The sequence below is a fragment of the Zhurongbacter thermophilus genome (assembly GCF_026184435.1).
Taxonomy (GTDB): Bacteria; Coprothermobacterota; Coprothermobacteria; order Coprothermobacterales; family JAADFF01; genus JAADFF01.
This window is the reverse complement of sequence record NZ_CP046447.1, coordinates 1214083-1233513: the sequence shown is the minus strand read 5'-3', so window position 1 is coordinate 1233513 and position 19431 is coordinate 1214083. Positions and strand designations below refer to the sequence as shown.

At 42.4% G+C, this 19431-nt stretch carries 18 protein-coding genes; 13 read left to right on the top strand and 5 right to left on the bottom strand.

Features of this window, described 5'->3' with window-relative positions; genetic code table 11:
- The 5 genes from holA to GM182_RS06185 all read left to right on the top strand — a co-directional run bounded on the left by holA (position 1) and on the right by GM182_RS06185 (position 5130).
- Positions 1-1008 carry a DNA polymerase III subunit delta gene (gene holA, locus GM182_RS06205; RefSeq protein WP_449186239.1) on the top strand — a complete coding sequence of 336 codons (1008 nt, stop codon included), beginning with the start codon at positions 1-3 and terminating at the stop codon, positions 1006-1008.
- On the top strand, positions 1005-2414 hold the full coding sequence (locus tag GM182_RS06200) for a S41 family peptidase (RefSeq protein WP_449186238.1): 1410 nt from the start codon (positions 1005-1007) through the stop codon (positions 2412-2414). The genes holA and GM182_RS06200 overlap by 4 nt, the downstream gene beginning before the upstream one ends.
- A gap of 3 nt (positions 2415-2417) precedes the next feature.
- Complete coding sequence (locus GM182_RS06195) at positions 2418-3077, top strand: 5' nucleotidase, NT5C type (RefSeq protein ID WP_449186237.1); 660 nt, start codon at positions 2418-2420, stop codon at positions 3075-3077.
- A 77-nt stretch (positions 3078-3154) separates the two neighbouring features.
- Entirely contained in the window at positions 3155-4399 is a 1245-nt protein-coding gene (locus tag GM182_RS06190; protein WP_449186236.1) for an aminotransferase-like domain-containing protein, read from the top strand.
- 71 nt (positions 4400-4470) lie between these two features.
- The gene (locus tag GM182_RS06185) at positions 4471-5130 is read left to right on the top strand and encodes an N-glycosylase/DNA lyase (RefSeq protein WP_449186235.1); all 660 of its coding nucleotides are present in this window, start codon (positions 4471-4473) and stop codon (positions 5128-5130) included.
- On the opposite strand, the gene GM182_RS06180 is transcribed toward GM182_RS06185, so the two are convergent.
- From GM182_RS06180 to GM182_RS06170, 3 genes are read right to left on the bottom strand one after another with little or no spacing between them, the layout of a single operon-like run.
- Complete coding sequence (locus tag GM182_RS06180) at positions 5123-5737, bottom strand: hypothetical protein (protein ID WP_449186234.1); 615 nt, start codon at positions 5735-5737, stop codon at positions 5123-5125. The genes GM182_RS06185 and GM182_RS06180 overlap by 8 nt on opposite strands.
- Positions 5734-6831, bottom strand: a complete 1098-nt coding sequence (locus tag GM182_RS06175; protein WP_449186233.1) for a sensor histidine kinase — start codon at positions 6829-6831, stop codon at positions 5734-5736. Before GM182_RS06175 ends, GM182_RS06180 begins: the two co-directional genes overlap by 4 nt.
- Positions 6832-6836: 5 nt before the next feature.
- Complete coding sequence (locus tag GM182_RS06170) at positions 6837-7562, bottom strand: response regulator (RefSeq protein WP_449186232.1); 726 nt, start codon at positions 7560-7562, stop codon at positions 6837-6839.
- A 182-nt stretch (positions 7563-7744) separates the two neighbouring features.
- On the opposite strand from GM182_RS06170, the gene surE reads away from it, so the two are divergent.
- Positions 7745-8503 carry a 5'/3'-nucleotidase SurE gene (gene surE / locus GM182_RS06165; RefSeq protein WP_449186231.1) on the top strand — a complete coding sequence of 253 codons (759 nt, stop codon included), beginning with the start codon at positions 7745-7747 and terminating at the stop codon, positions 8501-8503.
- 23 nt (positions 8504-8526) lie between these two features.
- Here surE and GM182_RS06160 read toward each other — a convergent pair whose 3' ends face one another.
- The gene (locus GM182_RS06160) at positions 8527-9303 is read right to left on the bottom strand and encodes an undecaprenyl-diphosphate phosphatase (protein WP_449186230.1); all 777 of its coding nucleotides are present in this window, start codon (positions 9301-9303) and stop codon (positions 8527-8529) included.
- 72 nt (positions 9304-9375) lie between these two features.
- On the opposite strand from GM182_RS06160, the gene cobO reads away from it, so the two are divergent.
- Entirely contained in the window at positions 9376-9924 is a 549-nt protein-coding gene (gene cobO, locus GM182_RS06155) for a cob(I)yrinic acid a,c-diamide adenosyltransferase (protein ID WP_449186229.1), read from the top strand.
- Positions 9925-9991: 67 nt separating this feature from the next.
- Here the strand turns inward: cobO and rpmB are convergent, their stop codons facing one another.
- On the bottom strand, positions 9992-10192 hold the full coding sequence (gene rpmB / locus GM182_RS06150) for a 50S ribosomal protein L28 (protein WP_449186228.1): 201 nt from the start codon (positions 10190-10192) through the stop codon (positions 9992-9994).
- 195 nt (positions 10193-10387) lie between these two features.
- Here rpmB and GM182_RS06145 point away from each other — a divergent pair, with 195 nt between their 5' ends.
- From GM182_RS06145 to GM182_RS06120, 6 genes are all read left to right on the top strand, one after another.
- The gene (locus GM182_RS06145) at positions 10388-10897 is read left to right on the top strand and encodes an NADH-quinone oxidoreductase subunit NuoE family protein (protein WP_449186227.1); all 510 of its coding nucleotides are present in this window, start codon (positions 10388-10390) and stop codon (positions 10895-10897) included.
- 63 nt (positions 10898-10960) lie between these two features.
- The gene (locus GM182_RS06140; RefSeq protein WP_449187297.1) at positions 10961-12793 is read left to right on the top strand and encodes an NADH-quinone oxidoreductase subunit NuoF; all 1833 of its coding nucleotides are present in this window, start codon (positions 10961-10963) and stop codon (positions 12791-12793) included.
- 5 nt (positions 12794-12798) lie between these two features.
- Complete coding sequence (fdhF, locus tag GM182_RS06135; RefSeq protein ID WP_449186226.1) at positions 12799-17010, top strand: formate dehydrogenase subunit alpha; 4212 nt, start codon at positions 12799-12801, stop codon at positions 17008-17010.
- Between the two features lie 115 nt (positions 17011-17125).
- Entirely contained in the window at positions 17126-17923 is a 798-nt protein-coding gene (locus tag GM182_RS06130) for a formate/nitrite transporter family protein (protein WP_449187296.1), read from the top strand.
- 52 nt (positions 17924-17975) lie between these two features.
- Positions 17976-18557 (top strand): molybdenum cofactor guanylyltransferase, encoded by a 582-nt coding sequence (gene mobA, locus GM182_RS06125; protein ID WP_449186225.1) that lies wholly within the window; start codon positions 17976-17978, stop codon positions 18555-18557.
- Positions 18523-19344, top strand: coding sequence for a hypothetical protein (locus GM182_RS06120; protein WP_449186224.1), 822 nt, complete (start codon positions 18523-18525; stop codon positions 19342-19344). Before mobA ends, GM182_RS06120 begins: the two co-directional genes overlap by 35 nt.
- Positions 19345-19431: the final 87 nt, after the last annotated feature.

The following is a 19431-nucleotide window of genomic DNA, read 5'->3' as shown; positions in this document are numbered from 1 at the left end:
ATGGCCAAGAGGAAAACACAATCTTATACAGCCCTTGATGCTGTCAGTGATATCAAAAAAGGCAAAGTTCACCACTTATATGTTCTTAAAGGGGCAGAGGTGTATTTTCACGATGTTGTTATAAAGGCTATGAAAGGGTGGGCAGAAAAGCAGGGTATAGATGTAGAGGTGATATATGCCGATGAGCTTTCTTCTGCTCCTGAAAACACCGGTGGTGGAGGCATGTTTTCCTCAGGAAAGCTATATATTATCAAGTATTGGCAAACACCCAAAAACAAGAAAGTGCTTGCATCTTGGGAGAGGTTTTTTATAGAAGATGAAGATTTGTATTATGTTGTTTCTATTGATACATCATCTCGTTCTGGATTTACCATTAAGACCGTGGGGGACAGGGTTGATGTGTCATGTGCTCCTCTAAAGGGTCGTTCGCTAAAGGCATTTATTAAGGCTGCTATAAAGAAAAGAGGTAAAGATATTACAGGTAGTGCCCTTGATATGCTGGTGTCTTTATCTGGTGGAAAGCTCAGTCTCATCGTAACAGAACTGGATAAACTGGATCTCATTGAAGAGAATGTTATTACCGAAGATATTATCTCTCAGTACTTTGCCTTGCAGGCTGAGGGTAATGTGTTTGTATTTTGGGATGCCCTGTGGAACGGAGATACAGGTGTGGCCGGTGAGATGAAACAGGCTATTTTACTGTCTGGTACTCCACCTGCCCAGATACTGGCCACTATTGCCACTTTCATACGGGGAGTGTTGGAGGTAGGACAGCTAAGACACAAAGGGTATTCTGTGAAAGATATAGCTTCTGTGACATCTAAAAATCCATATTATGTTGGCAAATTATTGGGCATCTACGATACTATAGGTATAGAGGGCGCGATAAATCTATTGCAAAAGTTGTACGAACTGGATAAGGGAATAAAAACAGGAGAGATAACAGATATTGATGCCCTTGATGCTGTGCTGTCCTATATCATATCCATGCGGGGGAAAGTGTTATGAAGAGACGATTGTATCTTGTAGGGGGATTGTTGTTGCTTGTCATAGCACTTTTAGGAGTAAACTATGCTGGAGCATGGAATGTCAATGTTATTGAGTTCTACCCTGATAGTGGCCTTGTTAAGCTGAATGGTCAGACAGTATCTACTGCATCAAAACCGATTATTGTCAACAACAGGTTGTATGTGCCTATTCGCACAGTATCCAATCTTATAGGGGCTACAATTACTTGGAATGCTACAGAGAGATATGCCACAATGTATGTACCTGATTTTATCTCTATGCTGACAGAACTCGATGAGAAAGAGCAGGAAATATCTAAACTTCAGGCCCAGGTCGATAGTGTAGGTGTATACGGCGATGTTATTAAACTGATAACGGAGAACTATCTATATAAAAATGATGTATCCATTAAATCTTTGACATATAGTGCCATTAAAGGGGTAGTTGCTTCTCTTTATGATAAATATACTCGCTTTTTCACCCCTGAGGAGGTGGAAAAGAGAAAGATTTTACTCAGCAGTAATGTGCAAACTGTGGGAATTGAGCTGACAAGGTCTTCTGGTAAATACATCATTTTAGATGTTATTAAAGGTTCTCCAGCATACTATGCTGGGCTTATGCCAGGTGATGTTGTTAAGGCCATTGATGGAACATATATTCGTGATATGCCATTTGACGATGTCAAGATGATGCTTTCCTCTACAACTAGTAAAGAGGTGAAATTGGATATTATTCGTAGTGGTACTGCTATGACATTTAAGGTAAAAACATCTTATGTTAGTGCCTCGCCTTTTTCATATTCCCTTATCTCTGTAGGTGACAAGATAGTTGCCTATATTCGTATAAAAACTATTGATAGCGATGTTGTCAAGCAAATGGACGATGCTTTAAAGAAGATATTTTTCACTCATCGTGGTGAGGCAGATGCATATATCCTTGACCTTAGGGGCAATTTTGGCGGAGATTTAGAAGCTGCTCGTAATCTACTGAGTTTTTTCGTTGGTGGAAAGAAAGTATATACTCTGGTAGATGGAGATGGTAACGAAACACCTGTGTATGCACCTGTTAGCCAGTGGATGCTTTCATGGAGTAGACCTATATATGTTCTTATTGATGAGGGTACAACATCGGCTGCAGAGGTCTTTGCCATGGCTATGAAGTCTTATGATAGGGCAATTCTTGTGGGTGAGACAACCTATGGTAAGGGAGTAGCTTCTGCTGTATATAAACTCGATGATGGCAGTATGCTTGTCCTGACAGCATACGAAGTGTTAGGGCCCAAAGGTGAAGTTTTGAATGGGGCAGGTATTCTTCCCCATGTATGGTCTATGACTTTATACGCTAAAGATGAGGCTATCAAGCTATTTAAAAATGGTATTTTGCATCCATCGGATTTGGGGCGATAAACTATGAGATGGCATGATATTGAGGTTGTGTTGGATTCCGTTGTAATAACGAAGAGACCTATTGTTGTTCTTGATCTTGATGATGTTGTGTTTGATACTATGCAGGCTATCGTCAATTATGTTAATAAGACGTATGGTAAGAATTACTCTATTAATGAAGCCAGAAGATGGAGTATAGCCTATGCCCCATGGGTTAAAGATGGCACAGTTCCTTTTCATGAGGCTGTACAGATTTTTCGAAAGGTTGCCAAAGCTATGATTCCCCTGAGAAAAGGGGCTCAAGAGGGTATTTTTTATATGCAGGAGCAAGGGGCTCAGGTTATGTTTCTTACTAAACGCACTATCTATATAGAAGAGGCCGCGAAAAAAAATCTGGCTCTATATGGGCTAGGTGATTTTCCCTTTGTCAATGCTCCATTTGAGCGGGGTGGTAAGGAGCGAGTGCTTCGACGTCTGTATATGAAAGGTGCACGTATTGTCATGTTTGTAGATGACAGTCCTCATAATCTTGAAGAAACTCATCGTATGGGTTTCCCTGTGGTGCGGTGGGATATGCCATACAATAAGATGGCTCCATGTGATTTTTCTGTATCTTCGTGGCGTGAGCTTATCATTCTCTTTGAATATTTGATGAATAAATACCATAGATTATTCTTTGCATAATCTAGCATATATGCAATGTGCGGTATAATAGATAAGGGGAACCCCAAAATATTAATTCTACGGGAGGCGATATGTATATGGCCGGTTTTCTTGATGCAGAAAAATTACTTAGTACGAGGGCTAAGTCCCTAAATCCGTCAGCCATAAGAGAGATTTTCAAATACACAGGTGTAAATGGTATTATTTCCCTTGCCGGTGGTTATCCAGAGCCGGGTCTGTTCCCACTGGATAAAATCAGACAGGCTGTCAATTCTGCAATAGATAAGTATGGGCCTAAGATGATGCAGTATTCTCCTACTCAGGGTGTGCCCGAGTTTCTTGAGTATCTCCGTTGGTTTATGAGAGAGAAAGAGGGTTGTCATCACTGTGACGAAGAGTCAGTAATGGTGGTTAGCGCCTCTCAGCAGGCTTTAAGTCTTCTGTCTCAGGTTCTTATCGATCCAGGAGATATTATCATTGTAGAAGAACCTACCTATGTTGGTGGTCTTGTTGCATTCCGTTCTATGCAGGCTCGCTTTGTGGGTGTTCCTATGGATGAGAATGGTATGGACATGGATATCCTTGAGCAGAAGTTGAAGAAACATCGTGCAAAGGGCGATCCTGTTAAGGCCATTTACACTATTCCAACATTCCAGAACCCAGCAGGTTACATGATGAGTGTTGAAAGAAGAAGAAGACTTGTGGAACTTGCCAAAGAGTACAATGTACTTGTTATAGAAGATGATCCATATGGATATCTTGTATATGAAGGTGAAAGACCACCTACAATTAAATCCTTTGATGATGCCTCCACTGTTATTTATCTTTCCACATATTCTAAGACTCTTGTTCCCGGTTTCAGACTGGGTTTTGCAGTAGGACATCCTGAAGTTATAAGAAAGATGATTGTTGCCAAGCAGGCTGCAGACCTCTGTACTGCTGCCTTTGTCCAGTACGCGACACTTGAGTACATGAATCTTGGTTTCTTTGAGGAGCATCTCAAGACACTTATTGAGAGCTATGGAGCCAAGATGAGGGTTATGCTTGATGCTTTGCAGGAGCACTTTGGCGACGTAGAAGGTGTCAAGTGGTCTGTGCCTAAAGGTGGCTTCTTTATCTGGATGGAATTGTCTGAATGGGTAGATACATATGAAATGTTTAGATATGCTGTTGATGCTGGTGTTGTTTATGTTTATGGTTCTGCATTCTATCCATATCCTGAACTTGGCAAGCGCAATACACTGAGATTGAACTTCTCTCTGCCAACAGCCGATGATATTAAAGAGGGTATTAGAAGATTGAGACTTGCCTACGATAAGTATAGAGAAGATAGAGCTATGTAAAGGGTGTGCTTATTATAAAATGGGAGGGGAGGGGTAGCCCTCCCCATTTTTAATGAAGAGGTGGAGAAGTAATGTATAGTCAAGATGTCATAGATATGTGGAGAGAAAAGTATTTGGAAATAAAAGATATTATTGAGACAAGACTTTCTGAATTTGCTGATGTTTGGAAATATGCAGATGAAGAGAGGTTGTTTGCGGAGTTTGTTTTCTGCCATCTTACTCCTCAAAGCAAGGCTAAAGTGTGCTGGAAAGCAGTAGAGTGTTTAAGAGAGAAAGGTTTTTTGTTGCAAGGTCAAGAAGAGGCAGTAAAAAGCTGTCTTGTTGGGGTGCGATTTAAGAATAACAAGGCAGGTTATATTATTAGGTCTCGTGAGCAGTATTGGAACTGGCCCGGTGGCTTTAGACAATTTCTTGTGGATATCGGCCTTCCCGATGATGTAATATCCGCCAGAGAATATCTCGTAGAACATGTTAAAGGTATGGGATACAAAGAGGCAAGTCATTTCTTACGCAATATTGGATTTGGAAAAGATATTGCCATACTGGATAGACATATCCTGAAAAACCTTGTGAGAGTGGGGGCTATCCCGGAGGTTCCTAAATCTTTAACGAAGAAACGTTACATCGAGATAGAAGAAGCTATGAGGAAACTTGCACAGAACATAGACATACCTATGGATCACTTAGACCTTTTACTGTGGTATCTTGAGGCAGGAGAGGTATTTAAATAGCTTGTCTTATCTTGGTGAGTGCATCAAGATAGATTTGTTTCAGCCTTATTGTCTCTTTCGCAGTGTCTCCTAAAAGCTCAATGTGCCTAGATATTCGACCTAATACAATCATTGAACTTCTTGGTATATCTTCTTCTTCAAGGACTTCTGTGATCTGCCTGTATTGAATATCTATAACCATATCTCTTTGTTCCGGTTTTAGTTTAAAAGGTGCAGATAGTGGCACAAGGTCACCATAAGTTTCTTTGAGGATTTCAAGCATCTGTTTCATAACAGATGCTGTATATCCCGGAATTCCCGGAAGTTCTCTTAACATTCGTATATTGGAGAGTATCAAATCACTGCTCTCTTCAATTTTCAGGGCCAGCTCAAGTAATGTCAAAATGGCCAGTATTTCTGTTTCGTTATGAGTCGAGGCTAAGAATTTTATGCTAAGACTGTATATGTCCCCCAGTTCATTGTCTATAAGCTCCTCAAGGTGGGAAATTTCTAATATATTTTCATCTTGTCCACTCATATCAAGAAATACAATGGTTCTGTCTACTTGACGCTGTAAGAGGGATATGATCATAACAACATGTCGTTCAAGGGAGTTTTTCCACTTCACCGTTTATCCTCCGCAGGAGGAAGTTTAATTTGGAATATAACCCCTTGGGGCTTTGCTTGGAGTATGTCGATTTTTCCGTTATGCCATCTGACAACTTCCTTGACAATCATCATACCCAGTCCCAAGCCACCTTTTTCTTTGCCTTTACCACGGGTAACATATTTATCAAATATCTTTTTCTTCATATCTTCTGATATATTTTCACCGTGATTTTCAACCTCGAGTACCACATATCCGTCCTCGTCTGTATATGCTCTTACGATGATTTTTTCTCCTTCAGGTGAGTATTTTACACTGTTGTCTATGAGATTAAGTATAAGGCTCTTTAAAAGACTTTTACTTCCCAACACTGGTGGTAGTGGTTCTTTTAGTTCGTATACAATCTGAATATTTTTATCTCTTACAATAAAACCATATTGCCAGAGGCTGTCTTTGATAAGTTGGGCAATATCTACTTTGCCTGTTTTCATAGGGGAGATGCCCCTATCAAGTCTGATTAGGGATATGAAATCTTCTACAAGGTGGTATAGCCTATCTATCTCCCATTTAAGCTTTTGTATGGTATCAAGCATATCGGGGGATTCTGCATAGTCTTCAAGGTGTTCTGCTATTAGGCTCATGGCAGTAAGAGGTGTTCGGAGTTCGTGTATAATACGCTGAAAGACTTCCACCTCTTCACTCTTTGCTGCATCTGCTGCACTACTGACATGGCCTACAATACCGTGGTCAACCTTGAGAAAGAATATCTGGGCCTTTTTAACACCTAAAAGTTCCTTTTTAATAAGGGATACACTGGCTGTTGCAAATTTATCTTTAGCAAGTACTTTTTCCGCTGTTTTTAATACTTCATAATCGGGAATGACATCGTGAAGTGGGGTAGGAACTGGAAAATCCTCCTCTAAAATCTCTGAAAACTTGGGATTTTTATAGACGATATTAAGGTCTTCATCTAAGAGGAATACGCCAAATGGTAGATGCTCAATAACATCGAGGATAGAAGTTTCCCCCAATATTTTTCTAATTAGTGGTCGTGCCTCTTCATTTTCTGAAAATGGGCGGGAGAGGTCATCTCCCGCCTTTTTCCACCACGGCATAGCTGTTATCTAATCTTCTCAACAGGTTTTCCGAAGCGATAACCAACTTTCCTAACAGTAAGGATATACTCGGGATTGTTAGGATCCTCTTCAATCTTATTTCTTAGCCAGTGAATATGTACATCGAGTGTACGGGCATTGCTCATGAAGTTGCCCCAAATCTCTTTAAGCAGCCATTCTCTCTCAAGTACCTCAGGTGCCTTGAGCATGAGAATCTTAAGAAGCTCAAACTGCTTACGTGGTAGGTGTCTAACTTCCTCTCTGCCATCTCTTTCTACAATAACCTGATGTGTCTTCAGGTCAAGAATAAGTCCTGGTGCTCTGAGCTGGCTGACATTAGACATATTGAAGCGATAACCATGATGTGCTCTCCTCAGTACTGCCTTCATGCGTGCAAGCAGCTCAATAAGAGAAAATGGTTTGGTGATATAATCATCGGCACCAATTTCCAGTCCCTTAACCTTGTCAATGTCTGCATCTCTGGCTGTGATGATAATGATAGGTACATCGGACTCCCTTCTAATTTCTCTTAAAACATCCATACCATCTTTTAGTGGAAGGTACAGGTCGAGAAGTATCAGGTCGGGTCTATCTGCCTTAAATTTCTCAATGGCCTCGTTGCCATTCATAGCAGATACAACCTCATAGCCCTCATCGGTAAGGACCCTTCTTAGTTGCTCCAAAATAGCGTCATCATCTTCAACAAGTAATACCTTTGTCTTTGCACTCATTGTGCTCCCTCCTTTTTATACGATTTCTTTATTAGAAATGTTATAAACCCCTCGCTTAATATCATTATACAAATATTATTCTTATTCGTCTACTACTTTAAGTAGTTTACAATGCATATGTTTTGTTTTACTGTGTTAAGTACTTGGAGCAAGTGTATAATGCACTGTAGGAGGCGATTAGTATGAAGATAATGGTTACAAATGATGATGGTATATGGGCAGAGGGTATTAATACTTTGACAAAGGCCTTAATAGACAAGGGATATGATGTTGTCGTTGTTGCACCTGATAGGCCTAAGAGTGCATCAAGTCATGCTATTACACTGGATATGATCTTACCTCTGAGGGAGGTTAAGATGCCTTGCGGATGTCATGGATATGCAGTAGTTAACGGTTCACCGTCTGATTGTGTGCTTATAGGACTTGGAGATATTGTTAAAGATGCCGATATTCTCATATCTGGAATTAATCATGGTGCCAATGTTGGACACGATATTATCTACTCTGGAACAGTTGCCGCCGCTATAGAGGGTATACTTCATGGTATTCCGTCTATGGCTGTTTCTGTTGATTCGTGGGAAGGGATATATGCTGAGACAGCGGCCCAGGTTGTCATTGATTTACTTGATAAGGGAGTGCAAACGATCCTATCATCTGAATATGTGCTAAACATAAATGTTCCATCTGTTCCCATAGAGAACATCAAGGGTTATAAGCTTGCCCGAATGGGAGGTAAGGCATTTGAAGACTGGGTTGTTAAGAGAGTTGATCCTAGAGGGCGGGTGTATTACTGGCTTGATGGTAGGCCTGTGTATGAAGATGCAGAGGATACCGATATATGGGCTGTAAAGCATGGGTATGTTTCTATTACACCAATCTCACTTGATATGACAGGTTATAAGTATATGGATGGTATCAAAAAGTTTTTAGAAAATATGTAAAGAAGGGCTCCAGAGCCCTTCTTTTAGTGCATTTTCACAAAGTAGTAAACAATAAGGAATATACCTAAAGCACTTCTGTATATGGCAAATGGTCTTAGTCCGAATTTCTTAATGATATTCCTTAGTAGTATGAGTGAGATAACTCCTACAACAAATGATACACTGGCCCCTATCCAAAATGCCGATGTGATAGCCTCACCGGAGGATACTAAATCTTTCAGGGCAAGTAAAAATGCCCCACCTACTGTGGGTATGGAAAGATAAAACGAAAAACGAAAAGCTTCATCACGGGATAGCCCCATAAACGATGCACCTACAATGGTTGAACCTGAACGTGATGTACCGGGTATAAGGGCAAATGCCTGAAAGATACCAATAACAAATGCCCCTAATGGGGAGAGCTCTTCCATCTTTTTATCTTGCCATCTTTCATCGGCTATGAGCATTAGTATAGACCATATGATGAGTGACAGTGCAATGATGAGGAGATTTTCTCTAATGAGATTTTCTATAGTGTCTTTAAATAGCACTCCTATCACACCAGCTGGAATGATACCTATGAGGATGAGCCATAGCACCTTGGGGTGTTTTTTAATATCTATATAGAGGGCATATCCCAATACTGCAAGTGTTGCCAGTAGTGTAGCACCGTGTAAAAACACATCGTAGGCAAGACCGGGATCTGGAATGCCCAGTAGGTCTCTAACAATGATAAGATGTGCTGAAGAGGAGATGGGTAGAAACTCGCCTATACCCTGAACAATACCCAGTATGATTGCCTGCCATGTTGTCAGATGCATATAAAATCCCTCCCACTATGTATTTCGCTATATAATAACCTAACTATTTTATATCTAAGGAGGGGTTTGTGTATGGGTGAAAAGAAAATTACGGGAAAGGTGCAGGTATACACTGGTAACGGTAAGGGTAAAACGACAGCTGCCATAGGTCTTACTACAAGGGCTTTGGGACATGGTAAGAAGGTGCTCTTTGTTAGCCTTATGAAAGGACCTGCCTATACATATGGTGAGGAGAAGACATTTGATGCACTTCAGAAGGCAGGTTTCCCTATAGTACACAAGAAATTTGGCACAGACTACTTTGTAGACCCTAATGCTCCCGATGAAAAAAGTATAGAGGAGGCTAAAAAAGGATTGCAGTTTGTCTTAGATATGATGGAGAAAGAGCAATTTGATATTGTTGTTGTTGATGAAATCAATGTTGCTGTAAAATTCAAACTACTCAGTGTGGAAGATGTTAAGAGGCTTATAAAGGTCAAGCCTGAAAATACGGAACTTATTTTGACAGGTAGATATGCTCCAGAAGAGATTAAGGAAATGGCCGACCTTGTCACAGAGATGTGTGAGGTTAAGCATTACTTTAATGCCGGTGTGCCTGCTCGTGAAGGTATAGAATATTAACAATAAGGAAGGGGGCACCACTTGTGCCCCCTTCTTTTTCCGCCGGCGGAAGTACAAAGAACTTACATTAGGCAAATACGACTTTACCCTCTTTAAGGAGTCTCTTGTAGCACTTCATGCAGACCTTAATGGTCTTTTTCTTGCCATTTTCAATAACTCTAACCTTTCTCAGGTTTGCCTTAAATACTCTCTTTGTTCTCCTATTGGAGTGAGACACATTATGACCAAACATAGTGCCTTTTCCGCATATATCGCACCTGGCTGCCATTTTATCCACCTCCTGATGTCTATACAAGTCAAAGGCTATTTTACCACGAACATGGGCTAGACGCAAGACGCAGATATATTGTAGCACAAAATGCAGTCTTATAAAGTTAAGGTATATGAATTAAATTAATATAGTCCCTACATTTTGAACTTTTGTTACCATAGTCGTAGACAAGAACCTTGGGAGGTGAGTATCTTGCCAGATAAATTAACTTATGAGGAGATTGTAAAGAAGCATATAGAGAGAAAAGGTAGAACGACAGAGGTTATTTTGCCTGTTCTAGAGGAGATTCAGGAAACTTACGGCTATCTTCCCCGTGAGGCTATGGAGTATCTTGCAGATGTATTGAAGGTTTCACCTGCTGTTATATACAGCACGGCGACTTTTTATCACTTTTTCTCCCTTGAGCCTAAGGGCGAAGTCATAATAAGGGTGTGTCGTGGAACGGCCTGCCATGTTATGGGTAGTGGCATTATTATGAATGAGCTTATAGATGAGCTTGGTCTTCAGGGTGAAGGAACAACTCCCGATGGTAAATTCACACTGGAATCTGTTGGTTGTATTGGTTGTTGTAGCACTGGTCCCAATATGGTTGTTATTAAGGATGGTAAGGAAGAGATATTCGGATATCTCACACCTCAGAAGGCACGCGAGGTTGTGAAGAAGATTAAAGAGCAGATACAGTCTCAAGGTGTGGGGGTGTAAGCGGTGAGATATACATTTGAAACTTTGGAGAAAATAAGGGATGAGTACAAAGAACGTATAGAGATAAGAAGGAAGAGAACGCTAGAGCCAGGTAAGAAATATATTCTTACATGTGGTGGTACATCGTGTCTCAGTATTGGTGGTGAGAAACCTACATACCGGCTCTTTAAGGAGATAGTAGAAAAAGAGGGTCTTGAGGATAAGGTAGAGGTTATTAATGTTGGTTGTATGCGTATGTGTTCTGAAGGTCCCCTTGTGGCCATGTATCCCGGTGGTGTTTTGTATACAAAGGTGAAAGATGAAGAGACGGCAAAGCAGATAATAGATGCAGCACTGAGTGAAAATCCATATGTCGATGGTCACCACTATAAAGATCCTATAACAGGAGAAGTTATTTATCACATGTGGGATATTCCATTTTTCAAGTATCAAGAGAGTGTTGTTCTTGAAAGGGTAGGTCTTATAGACCCAACAAGTATAGAGGAGTATATTGGGGCTGGTGGTTATTTTGGCCTTGCTCGTGCTCTGCAAATGTCTCCCGATGATGTTATACAGGAAGTTTACGATAGTGGACTGAGAGGCCGTGGTGGTGCAGGATTTCCCACAGGACTGAAGTGGAAATTTGCCAGGCAGGCACAGGGTGAGCCCAAGTATGTTATTGCCAATGGTGATGAAGGTGACCCCGGTGCATATATGAATAGGGCAGAGATGGAGGGAGCCCCCTTTGCCCTTATAGAGGGCCTGACCATTGCTGGTTATGCTATAGGTGCTTCTAAAGGATATATATATACAAGGGCAGAGTATCCACTGGCAGCACATCTTCTTGAGCATGCTATTAAAGTTGCCAAAGAGAAAGGACTTCTTGGTGAGAATATCTTAGGTACAGGGTTTTCCTTTGACATAGAGGTATTTAAAGGTGCTGGTGCATTTGTGTGCGGTGAGGAGACAGCCCTTATTGCCTCTATTGAAGGTAAGGCTGGAAGGCCAAGACCAAGACCACCATTTCCAGCCCAGAAAGGTCTCTTCGGCAAGCCTACCATTATTAACAATGTTGAGACACTAATAAATGTTGCCCTTATCATGGAAAGAGGAGCCCAGTGGTTTAGACAATTTGGTACAGATAGAAGTCCTGGTACCAAAGTCTTTGCCCTTGCCGGTTCCCTTAGTGTTAGTGGTCTTGCGGAAGTATCGCTGGGTACCCCGATAAAAGTGTTGCTTGAAGATATAGGTAGAGGTGCACCAGAAGGTCATACTCTGAAAGCCGTTCAGCTTGGTGGTCCTTCTGGTGGTTGTGTGCCCACAGAGCACTTTGATGCTCCCATAGACTATGAAAGCCTAGGCTCTCTTGGTGCCATTATGGGATCTGGTGGTGTTATTGCCCTTGACGAGACCTCTTGTATGGTTGATGTCGCCAAGTTCTTCATTGAGTTTACAAAGAATGAGTCTTGTGGCCAGTGTACACCATGCCGAGATGGCCTTGTGGAGATGTATGATATTCTTGAGCGTATCACACAGGGCAAGGGAACCATGGAGGATCTGGAGAAATTGGAGAAGATGGCTGTGACGGTGAAGAATACATCTTTATGTGGTTTGGGACAGACAGCTCCGGGACCAGTCCTTTCTACGCTGAGATACTTTAAAGATGAGTATATAGCCCACATTGAAGAAAAGAAGTGTCCGGCCAAGGCATGTTTGCCACTAATTGAATATTACATTGTGCCCGAGGCATGTAAAGGATGTACCATTTGTGCTAAGAACTGTCCTGTAAATGCCATATCCGGTGAGCCCGGTAAGGTACATGTCATTGATCCCGAAGCCTGTGTGAAATGTGGCACATGTATGGCTGTATGTCCATTTGATGCCGTTGTGAAGATTGATGCTTTTGGAAAGGAGTGAGGAGCGTGGAGTATGTAAACATTAAAATCAATGGAATACCTGTGAAGGCGAAAAAGGGAGCCAATGTCCTCGACACAGCTATAGAGAATGGCTTTTATATTCCCCATCTATGCCATGAAAAAGGGCTTTCTCCTGTTGGTGTGTGTCGTATGTGTGGTGTGAAGATAAAAATAGGTGATAGGTGGCTCAATAAAAATGGTACAGGTCCACAGTCCATGATTGTCACTGCCTGTACTACTGAAGTTCAAGAGGGTATGGAGGTTTATACCGATACCCCAGATATCTTGGATTATCGTATGCAGCTTATGGAAATGAATATGGTGCACCACTGCGGTGATTGTATAGCTCCATGTATTGATGCATGTCCCGCTCACTCCGATATCCCAACATACCTTAGACTTATAAAGGAAGGCAAATACCACGAGGCCGTTGCTGTAATGAAGAAATCCTATATTCTTGCAGCTGTTCTTGGTAGGGTGTGTCCGGCATTTTGTGAAGATAGATGCCATAGAGGTGAACTTGAAGGTGCCGTATCTATTAGGCAGGCTAAGAAGTTTGCAGCAGATAGAGACCTTGAAGATGGTCCATGGATGCCCCAATTACCACCCTTTAATGGAAAGAAGGTTGCGGTCATAGGTGGTGGTCCCGGTGGTTTGTCTGCTGCTTACTATCTCCGATTAAAAGGTTATGAGGTAACGATATTTGAGAAGATGCCTAAGCTCGGTGGTATGCTTCGTTATGGTATTCCTGAATACAGACTGCCCCGTGAGGTGCTTGATAAAGATATTGCCTCTTCACTCCTTTATGGTATTCATGTAAAGACCGGTGTGGAGATAGGAAAAGACATATCCTTTGATGAAATACGCTCCCAGTTTGACAGTGTTGTTATAGCCACCGGTGCGTGGAAATCGAGAAAGATGAACATACCTGGTGAAGATTTGCCCTATGTACAGGTAGGTGTAGACTTTATTACCAAGTTCCACAACGGTGAAAAGGTAAAGGTTGGCAAAAAGGTACTGGTTATTGGTGGTGGAGATGTGGCAATGGATGTTGCCCGTATCTCCCGCCGTCTTGGTGCCGATGTGACTGTTGTATATCGTCGTAGTAGGGCAGAGATGCCAGCCCACGATATAGAGGTCCTTGAGGCAGAGGAGGAAGGCGTAAAGTTTGAGTTCCTTGCTACACCTGTGGCATTCCATGAGGGTGGAAAAGTGGAGCTTGTAAGGATGAAACTGGGAGAGCCTGACGAAAGAGGTAGAAGAAGACCTATACCCATAGAAGGCTCTAACTTCTTCATGGAAGCCGATAGTGTCTTTATTGCCATAGGCCAGAAACCCGATGGCAGCCTCTTTGAAAAACTGGGTATTGAGACAGATAGGGGCTGGGCAAAGTATGACAAGCACACACTCCAGACCTCTCTTGGTGATGTGTTTATTATAGGCGATGCCGCTATGGGTCCACGCACAGTTATTGAGGCTATAGCACAGGGTAGAAGGGCAGCTGATATGGTAGATATGTACCACAAGGGCAAGCTTGACCTTGTGAAGAAGGCATTTAATGAGCCGTGGAAGTACATAAATGAGATTTACTCTGACAATGAAATAAAAGATCTCATAATGGAGTGGAAACCTTACAACCACTTCTATAAAGAGGGTGAGATAGACTATAGCGATGTTAAACCAGCTAGCAGACTGCCTCACAAGCGTAGACCTGCTGAGGAAAGGGTTAAAGATTTTGGGGAAATAGAGCTTCCCTATGCAGAAGAAGAAATTAGAGGAGAAACCTCCCGCTGTATGGAATGTGGCTGTGATGCCGTAGACAGATGTCAGCTCAGAGAGTATGCCACATTCTTTGCCGTAGATTACGAAAATATTGACCACAAACCACGCAGTGGTGAGAAAGATACATCATCTGCTGTTATAGAGATTGACCCCAAGAAATGTATTCTCTGTGAAAAGTGTATTAGGGCCTGTGAAGAGGTAACAGGTCTTGGTATTCTTACCCTTGCAAAGAGGGGAGAAGATACACAGGTCGTTGCGTGGATGGGAGATCCACTGGGTGAGACGGCATGTGTGTCCTGTGGTAACTGTTTGCAGGTATGTCCTACTGGTGCCATTATTAAAAAGAGAGTTGATGAGCCCAGAGAAAGATACTATCGCACAACAACTGTTAGAACGACATGTCCTTACTGCGGTGTGGGTTGTCAACTTGAGGTTAGAGTTCAGCCTGAGGAGAGAAAGGTTGTAGAGGTTTACGGTGTGCACGATGAAAAAGAGGTCAATGGTACTATTGGAGAGACATGTGTCAAGGGTAGATTTGGCCTTGATTTTGTCAGTTCTCCCGATAGATTGAAGAAACCACTGATAAAGAAAGATGGCAAGTTTGTTGAAGTATCTTGGGACGAGGCTCTTTCCTATGTAGCACAGCGTCTTACCGAGATTAAGGAGAAGTATGGTCCTGATGCCATAGGTGGTTTTGCCTCTGCCAAGTGCACCAATGAAGAAAACTATCTCTTCCAGAAGTTCATGCGTGCTGTCATTGGCACCAACAATGTTGACCACTGTGCAAGACTGTGCCATGCATCTACTGTTACCGGTCTTGCCCGAGCCTTCGGCTCCGCTGCAATGACCAATACCATACCAGACCTTGCCCTTGATGCAAATGTCATATTTGTTATAGGCTCCAATACCACAGAGACACATCCTGTAACCTCTTACTACATCAGAAAGGCACATAGAAACGGTGCAACCCTCATTGTTGCCGATCCAAGAAAGATAGACCTTGCCAGAGAGGCAGATATATTCCTCCAGCTGAAACCCGGTACAGATATAGCCCTGATTGGTGCCATGATGCATGTCATCATCAGAGATGGCTTGTGGGATAAACAGTTTGTCAAAGAGAGAACACTGGGCTTTGAAGAAGTTGCCCAGACTGTTAAAGATATGACCCCAGAGTGGGCAGAGAAGATTACCGGTGTGCCTGCCGAGCTTATAGAAAAGGCTGCTAAGGTATATGCCACAGCAGAGCGTGCCTCTATTGTCTACTGCATGGGTATTACACAGCATGCCCATGGTGTTGGCAATGTCCTTTCCCTTGCCAACCTTGCCATGCTTACAGGCAATGTAGGTAAGCCCGGCACAGGTGTTAACCCACTGAGAGGTCAAAACAATGTCCAGGGTGCCTGTGATATGGCAGCATTGCCCAATGTCTTCCCCGGTTATCAGAAGGTTACCGATCCCGAGGCAGTTATGAAGTTTATGCAGGCATGGAATGTAGATTACCTCTCTTCCAAGAAGGGTCTCACCATTGTTGAGATGGTTCATGGTGTTAAGGAAGGTAAGATTAAAGCCCTGTATATCATGGGTGAAAATCCTGTGATTTCTGACCCCAATACAAATGAGGTTATAGAAAACCTTAAAGCACTTGAGTTCCTTGTGGTGCAGGATATCTTCATGACAGAGACAGCAGAGCTTGCCGATGTCGTGCTTCCTGCAGCGGCATTCCTTGAGAAAGAGGGAACATATACAAACTCTGATAGACGTATCCAGCGTGTAAGAAAGGCATTTGAGCCAATAGGTAGTGCTAAACCCGACTGGGTAATCATACAGGAGCTTGCTCGCTATATGGGATATGATATGCACTACAGCAGTCCCGCGGAGATTATGGAGGAGATTCGCAGGGTGGCCCCAATTTATGCTGGTGTAACTTACGAGCGTCTTGAGCGTGGAGAGGTGCTGCACTGGCCTGTCCGGGGACTGGACCACCCTGGTACCCCAATACTGCATACAGATAAGTTTGCCCACCCTGATGGTAAAGGTAGATTTTATGCTGTGCCATATCAGGGTCCATGGGAAGAGCCCGATGAAGAGTATCCATTTATCATGACAACAGGTAGGGTGCTCCAGCACTTCCACACTGGCACCATGACAAGGAGAACAAGGGCACTGAATGAGCTTATGGATAAGCCATTCGTCCAGATTAATCCTGAGGATGCCGAACGTCTTGGTATCAAAGATGGTGACAAGGTTAGAGTATCTTCCCGTAGAGGCTCTGTAGAGGTCTATGCATGGGTAACAGATATTGTGCCAAAGGGTGTAGTATTCATGGCGTTCCACTTTAAAGAAGCACCAGCCAATAGGCTCACTCCCGATGTACTCGACCCTTATGCGAAGATTCCTGAGTACAAGGTGTCTGCTGTAAAGATAGAAAAAATCTGATCGTAAGGGGGGAATCTTTCCCCCCTTCTTTTATATACAACCCGAGTTTTTAGGTATATAAAAATTCCGTTGAAAGGAGGGGTTTATCTTGGCTTACATCAAAAATCCTGTAGAAATGATGAAGGCCATAGGTAATGTTGGCAGGAAGAAAGGTGAGCTGTCTACCTTTCAGCTGCTGCTGAGAGGCTTTATGGGAGGCATGTTTATTGCCGTAGGTGGTGCCCTTGCCACTGTTGCCAGTACAGGTATTTCTTCTATCGGATTGAAGAAGTTTATGCTTGGTGCTGTCTTCCCTGTGGGCCTTATTGCCATTGTCCTTACAGGTATGGAACTATTCACAGGAGATGTCATGTGTGTACCCGTAGCGGTATTTCAAAAGAAAACAACATGGAACAAGGTGTGGAGAGTTTGGCTCTGGGTTATCATTGGTAATTTCTTTGGCAGTATTTTCTGGGCATATCTTATGAGTGTAGGTCCTTTTGTGTCTCTCTCTGCATCGGGTGCCACACCTAATGTGTTTGGGCAGGCGGCCATTAAGATTGCCGAGGCTAAGGTGCTCACATATCAAAGTGCCGGTGCATTTGGCTTGTGGAGTGTTTTTATGAAGGCCATTGGTTGTAATATGCTTGTCAATCTTGCCATACTCCTTGCCTTTGTGGCAGAAGATGCTGTGGGTAAAATGCTTGGTATCTGGTTCCCCATAATGGCATTTGTCACCACAGGCTTTGAGCACAGTGTTGCCAATATGTACTTTGTTCCTGTTGGTATGATGCTTGGTGCTAAAGTATCCTGGGGGCAGTTCCTGTACTGGAACCTTATTCCTGTTATACTCGGTAATATTGTTGGAGGTCTGCTCCTTATAGGTGTTGTATATCACCTTGCCCACGGTAAAGAAGCAGTAGAGACAAACTAAGATATAGGGGCGGGGGCATCCCCGCCCTTTATACTAATTAAGAGGTGGTTTTATGATAGTGGGTATACTGGCTGGAGGTAAGGCCAAACGGTTTGGTGGTGATAAACTTCATCATCCTGTAGGTGATAAGCCTCTTATTGATATTGTTTACGATAAGATGTCTTCGCTTGGCTACCCTGTGTATATCATTACATCAGAGGATAGGGCAGAGTCTTTTATGAAAAGGGGCTACCATACGCTTATAGATTCATATCTTATTGGTCCTATAGGTGGTGTTATCACCGCCTTGCAGAGAGATAGTGCTCTCCTTGTTGCCGGTGATATGCCCTTTTTAGACAAAGGTTTTTTGAAAAAACTTATACATATCAGCGGACGGGGAAGGTGCACCGTCATACCCACTCACTCTGTAGGTCTACTTGAGCCACTACATGCTGTCTATAGCAAGTGCATATTAGGTGAACTTATATCTTATGTAGATAGTGGAGGACGAGGCCTTCAGTGGTTTTTTAAACACAGAAAACATCTATATACTCCATACCGTGTAAAAGACAGGAGAAAGCTACGCTCATTTTATAACATCAATACGAAGGAGGACCTCAATGCTCTCGTATGTGAAGAGGTATATTCCCGCTGATATTGAGATTTTGTATCTCACGCTGGGAGGTTCTCATCTTTATGGCACGGCAGATGACAATTCTGACACCGATATCTGGGGTATATGTAGATGTAGAGAGGTGTTTCACTTTTCCACAGCAAGAGATAATAGTCCCAATACCAAAGATGACATAGATATACTGCTTCTGCCAGAAGAGGAATTTGTAAGACGGCTAAGAGCAGGAGATATTAAGGCTATTGATATTCTATTTTCCTATACATGTCCTTCATGTATACTTTGGGGCAGTGCCGATTATATAAAGGTCTTTGTGCCATATCTAAACTGGCATGTGTCATCTGTGTGTTCTTACATTTATGAAGAACTGAGGGGCTATCCTGTCTATGGCAGTATGCTTTGGAAAATAAGGAAGACTATAGAGATTTTCTCTCTTTATAGGAGTGATATCCCACTGTGGGATATTTTAAGCAGAGTAGAAATCCCCCTTGATACTTATACCTATGAAATATCGGGCAAGAAAAGGATTGGTGTTTCTGTGTATAACAAAAAGATTCAAGATGTCTCTGTGGATAAAGCAGTAGATATATTGAGAAGTCTTTATGTGTCGCGGTTGAGAGCAGACTTTCGCTATAAAAACATGATGCATGCCATAAGGGCTACTGCTGAGTTTTCGGCCTACAGCGTATTTTCTGAGGTGTTCTTTCCACTACCTGAAAGCAAGATTCTTCTCAAGATCAAACATGGTTACTATCCTTGGTATGAGCTTATGGATAGGGTAAATATGTTTTTAGGGCGTAGCTGTCTGTGAGGCAAGATCTTCTATCATACTTGGGTCAATACATCCCGATGTATCGATGTTGGATATCGTTGCCGTATTACCAGATTGAGTGTTTGC